General features: G+C 44.5%; 6 protein-coding genes. All 6 read left to right on the forward strand.

Translation table 11 applies throughout. The features are described 5' to 3' along the window. Window positions 1–659: M16 family metallopeptidase (locus RAC86_RS35130; RefSeq protein WP_377886661.1), on the forward strand; the 659-nt coding region annotated here is incomplete at its 5' end. 77 nt (window positions 660–736) lie between these two features. After that, window positions 737–994 (forward strand): YlmC/YmxH family sporulation protein, encoded by a 258-nt coding sequence (locus RAC86_RS35135; RefSeq protein ID WP_003231890.1) that lies wholly within the window; start codon window positions 737–739, stop codon window positions 992–994. A gap of 185 nt (window positions 995–1179) precedes the next feature. Next, window positions 1180–2073: a dipicolinic acid synthetase subunit A gene (gene dpaA, locus RAC86_RS35140; protein ID WP_003231888.1), complete on the forward strand. Its 894-nt coding sequence runs from the start codon at window positions 1180–1182 to the stop codon at window positions 2071–2073. Between the two features lie 2 nt (window positions 2074–2075). Beyond that, window positions 2076–2678, forward strand: coding sequence for a dipicolinate synthase subunit B (gene dpaB, locus RAC86_RS35145; RefSeq protein WP_003244650.1), 603 nt, complete (start codon window positions 2076–2078; stop codon window positions 2676–2678). A 125-nt stretch (window positions 2679–2803) separates the two neighbouring features. Beyond that, window positions 2804–3844 carry an aspartate-semialdehyde dehydrogenase gene (gene asd / locus RAC86_RS35150; RefSeq protein WP_003244674.1) on the forward strand — a complete coding sequence of 347 codons (1041 nt, stop codon included), beginning with the start codon at window positions 2804–2806 and terminating at the stop codon, window positions 3842–3844. Window positions 3845–3935: 91 nt separating this feature from the next. Then, window positions 3936–5144 (forward strand): aspartate kinase (gene dapG / locus RAC86_RS35155; protein ID WP_377886664.1); only part of this gene is annotated, 1209 nt, incomplete at its 3' end.

The following is a 5144-nucleotide window of genomic DNA, read 5'->3' on the forward strand; positions in this document are numbered from 1 at the left end:
ATATATCTGACAGTTTTATCAAAGATGTAGAAAAATGGTTCGGGTCATACGAGGCGAAGGGCAAAGCGACAGGCCTTGAGAAGCCTGAGTTCCACACGGAAAAACTGACGAGAAAAAAAGAAACAGAGCAGGCTCATTTGTGCCTTGGATTTAAAGGCTTAGAGGTTGGCCATGAACGTATTTATGATTTAATCGTCCTCAACAATGTGCTCGGAGGCAGCATGAGCAGCCGGCTGTTCCAAGATGTGCGTGAAGATAAAGGACTTGCTTATTCTGTTTACAGCTATCACAGCTCATATGAAGACAGCGGAATGCTAACGATTTACGGCGGAACGGGTGCAAATCAGCTTCAGCAGCTGTCGGAAACAATTCAAGAAACCCTTGCCATATTAAAACGTGACGGCATTACCTCGAAAGAACTGGAAAACAGCAAAGAGCAAATGAAGGGAAGCTTAATGCTGAGCTTAGAAAGCACAAACAGCAAAATGAGCCGAAACGGAAAAAATGAACTGCTGCTCGGCAAACATAAAACATTAGATGAAATCATCAATGAATTAAACGCCGTGAACTTAGAGCGTGTTAACGGCCTTGCCAGACAATTGTTTACTGAAGACTATGCATTAGCACTTATCAGCCCTTCCGGCAATATGCCGTCTTAAAATGGAAAGCCTGCTCCATAATGGAGCAGGCATTTTTTAATCCCTTTCATCATACATAGTACAAGGGGGTGACAGACATGCGGCTCAGTGAATTATCGGGAAAGGAAATTGTAGACATCAAAAGAGCTGAACGGCTCGGAGTGCTCGGCCAGACCGATTTGGAAATCAATGAACAGGATGGACAGATTACAGCACTCCTCATTCCCACAGTTAAGTGGTTTGGTTTGAGAAAGCAAGGTCATGACATTCGTGTCCCATGGCATCATATTCAAAAGATCGGTTCAGATATGATTATATTAGATGTACCTGAGGAAATGCCTCCCCGACAAGAGTAAATAGCCCAATTGACTGTGAAGCGGGCTCTAAAGAAAACATCTGAAACATCGGCTGCCGGAGCCGATGTTTTTTTATATGGAAAAAGCGCATCTTTTATATTCACCGGTATTTCCTTTTGATCATAAGATGAAGGGGAGCTTAACAACTAGAGATCCAGTATATACAAAGAAGGTGAACGTTTAGAATGTTAACCGGATTGAAAATTGCAGTTATCGGCGGTGACGCAAGACAGCTCGAAATTATAAGAAAGCTCACTGAACAGCAGGCTGACATCTATCTTGTCGGTTTTGACCAATTGGATCACGGTTTTACCGGGGCAGTAAAATGCAATATTGATGAAATTCCTTTTCAGCAAATAGACAGCATCATTCTTCCAGTATCCGCGACAACAGGAGAAGGTGTCGTATCAACTGTATTTTCTAATGAAGAAGTTGTGTTAAAACAGGACCATCTCGACAGAACGCCTGCACATTGTGTCATTTTCTCAGGAATTTCTAACGCCTATTTAGAAAACATTGCAGCTCAGGCAAAAAGAAAACTTGTAAAACTGTTTGAGCGGGATGACATTGCGATATACAACTCTATTCCGACAGTAGAAGGAACGATCATGCTGGCTATTCAGCACACGGATTATACGATACACGGATCACAGGTGGCCGTTCTCGGTCTGGGGCGCACCGGGATGACGATTGCCCGTACATTTGCCGCGCTCGGGGCGAATGTAAAAGTGGGGGCAAGAAGTTCAGCGCATCTGGCACGTATCACTGAAATGGGGCTCGTTCCTTTTCATACCGATGAGCTGAAAGAGCATGTAAAAGATATAGATATTTGCATTAATACCATACCGAGTATGATTTTAAATCAAACGGTACTTTCTAGCATGACACCAAAAACCTTAATATTGGATCTGGCCTCACGTCCCGGGGGAACGGATTTTAAATATGCCGAGAAACAAGGGATTAAAGCACTTCTTGCTCCCGGGCTTCCAGGGATTGTCGCTCCTAAAACAGCTGGGCAAATCCTTGCAAACGTCTTGAGCAAGCTTTTGGCTGAAATACAAGCTGAGGAGGGGAAATAAGGATGTCGTCATTAAAAGGAAAAAGAATCGGGTTTGGGCTGACCGGGTCGCATTGCACATATGAAGCGGTTTTCCCGCAAATTGAGGAGTTGGTCAACGAAGGAGCTGAAGTCCGTCCGGTTGTCACATTTAATGTAAAATCTACAAATACCCGATTTGGAGAGGGCGCAGAATGGGTTAAAAAAATTGAAGACCTGACTGGATATGAGGCCATTGATTCGATTGTAAAGGCAGAACCTCTTGGGCCGAAGCTGCCCCTTGACTGCATGGTCATTGCGCCTTTAACAGGCAATTCAATGAGCAAGCTGGCAAATGCCATGACGGACAGCCCGGTGCTGATGGCGGCAAAAGCGACAATCCGGAACAATCGGCCTGTCGTTCTGGGTATCTCGACAAATGATGCTCTTGGTTTAAACGGAACAAATTTAATGAGGCTCATGTCAACAAAAAATATCTTTTTTATTCCATTCGGGCAAGATGATCCATTTAAAAAACCGAATTCAATGGTAGCCAAAATGGATCTGCTTCCGCAAACGATTGAAAAGGCACTCATGCACCAGCAGCTTCAGCCGATTCTAGTTGAGAATTATCAGGGAAATGACTAAATTTACAGAAAATCTTTCCCAAACTAAAAAATTCGGTCATCACCCGCATATTCTATGGTAAAATAAAACGTAAAATCATAGTCAAATCAATTCAATGAAGCTGATTGGCGGAAGGAGTTTTACAGATGGGAAGAGGTTTACACGTAGCTGTTGTCGGAGCGACAGGGGCTGTGGGACAACAAATGCTTAAAACACTTGAAGACAGAAACTTTGAAATGGACACACTTACATTGCTATCTTCAAAACGCTCTGCGGGGACAAAAGTCACGTTTAAAGGCCAAGAGCTGACTGTTCAGGAAGCTTCTCCTGAGAGCTTTGAAGGGGTAAATATTGCTTTGTTCAGCGCCGGCGGAAGCGTATCACAAGCATTGGCACCAGAAGCTGTAAAACGCGGCGCTATTGTTATAGATAATACGAGTGCGTTCCGCATGGATGAAAATACACCGCTTGTTGTGCCAGAAGTGAATGAGGCAGACTTGCATGAACACAACGGCATTATTGCCAATCCAAACTGCTCTACAATCCAAATGGTTGCGGCACTTGAACCGATCCGCAAAGCATATGGCTTAAACAAGGTCATCGTATCAACTTACCAGGCAGTATCAGGAGCGGGTAATGAAGCTGTAAAAGAGCTTTACAGCCAAACACAGGCGATTTTAAATAAAGAAGAAATAGAGCCTGAGATCATGCCTGTAAAAGGTGACAAAAAACACTATCAAATCGCCTTCAACGCGATTCCGCAAATCGATAAATTCCAAGATAACGGCTATACGTTTGAGGAAATGAAAATGATAAATGAAACGAAAAAAATCATGCACATGCCTGACCTTCAAGTAGCGGCTACATGTGTGAGACTGCCAATCCAAACTGGGCACTCAGAGTCCGTCTACATCGAAATAGACCGTGATGACGCTACAGTTGAAGATATTAAAAATCTATTGAAAGAAGCTCCGGGCGTGACACTTCAGGATGATCCAAGCCAGCAGCTTTATCCGATGCCTGCTGATGCTGTCGGCAAAAACGATGTGTTTGTAGGCCGCATCCGCAAAGACTTGGACAGAGCAAACGGTTTTCATTTATGGGTTGTTTCTGATAACCTATTAAAAGGCGCGGCATGGAACTCTGTTCAAATTGCAGAAAGCCTGAAAAAACTAAACCTCGTATAAAAGAGAGAATTTTCTAAAGACGAATAGAAGAGAGTAAGGCGCTATCAGCCTGCTCTCTTCTGTTACGTCCGAATAATTTGGAGTGAAAACAGTGAAGATAATTGTTCAAAAGTTCGGCGGAACATCAGTAAAAGATGATAAAGGCCGCAAACTGGCTTTAGGGCATATTAAAGAAGCAATCAGTGAAGGATATAAGGTTGTCGTTGTCGTTTCAGCGATGGGCCGAAAAGGAGACCCGTATGCAACAGATTCTTTGCTTGGGCTGCTTTACGGCGATCAGTCAGCGATTTCTCCTAGGGAACAGGATTTGCTTTTATCTTGCGGAGAGACTATTTCCTCTGTCGTCTTTACAAGCATGCTGCTTGATAACGGTGTGAAAGCAGCTGCGCTGACAGGGGCTCAGGCTGGCTTTTTAACGAATGATCAGCATACCAATGCGAAAATCATTGAAATGAAACCGGAGCGTTTATTCAGTGTGCTCGCCAATCATGATGCGGTAGTCGTCGCAGGCTTCCAGGGCGCAACTGAAAAGGGTGATACAACTACAATCGGCAGAGGGGGCAGCGATACGTCTGCAGCCGCACTCGGAGCAGCTGTTGATGCTGAATACATCGATATTTTCACCGATGTAGAAGGTGTGATGACTGCTGACCCAAGAGTGGTGGAAAATGCAAAACCGCTTCCTGTTGTGACGTATACGGAAATCTGCAACCTGGCGTATCAGGGGGCCAAGGTCATTCATCCGCGTGCGGTGGAAATCGCAATGCAGGCCAAGGTTCCGATCCGCGTCCGTTCGACTTATTCGAATGATAAAGGTACATTGGTGACATCACATCACTCTTCCAAGGTCGGCAGTGATGTTTTTGAAAGGCTGATTACGGGAATCGCACATGTCAAAGATGTCACGCAGTTCAAAGTGCCTGCGAAAATCGGCCAGTATAATGTTCAGACTGAAGTGTTCAAGGCTATGGCAAACGCTGGAATCAGTGTCGATTTCTTTAACATTACACCTAGTGAAATCGTCTATACGGTAGCCGGAAATAAAACAGAAACAGCTCAGCGTATTTTAATGGATATGGGCTATGATCCAATGGTGACGAGAAACTGCGCGAAGGTATCGGCGGTCGGCGCGGGCATTATGGGTGTTCCCGGTGTTACGTCCAAAATTGTATCGGCTCTTTCAGAAAAAGAAATTCCGATCCTTCAGTCGGCTGACAGCCATACGACGATATGGGTGCTCGTCCATGAAGCGGATATGGTTCCTGCTGTAAACGCTTTGCATGAAGTGTTTGAACTTTCG

Source organism: Bacillus sp. LR_5 (genome assembly GCF_042709275.1).

Coding starts and splice junctions, on each gene's coding strand:
- RAC86_RS35135 (WP_003231890.1), top strand. CDS start 737: ATGCGGCTCAGTGAATTATCGGGAAAGGAAATTGTAGACATCAAAAGA.
- dpaA (WP_003231888.1), top strand. CDS start 1,180: ATGTTAACCGGATTGAAAATTGCAGTTATCGGCGGTGACGCAAGACAG.
- dpaB (WP_003244650.1), top strand. CDS start 2,076: ATGTCGTCATTAAAAGGAAAAAGAATCGGGTTTGGGCTGACCGGGTCG.
- asd (WP_003244674.1), top strand. CDS start 2,804: ATGGGAAGAGGTTTACACGTAGCTGTTGTCGGAGCGACAGGGGCTGTG.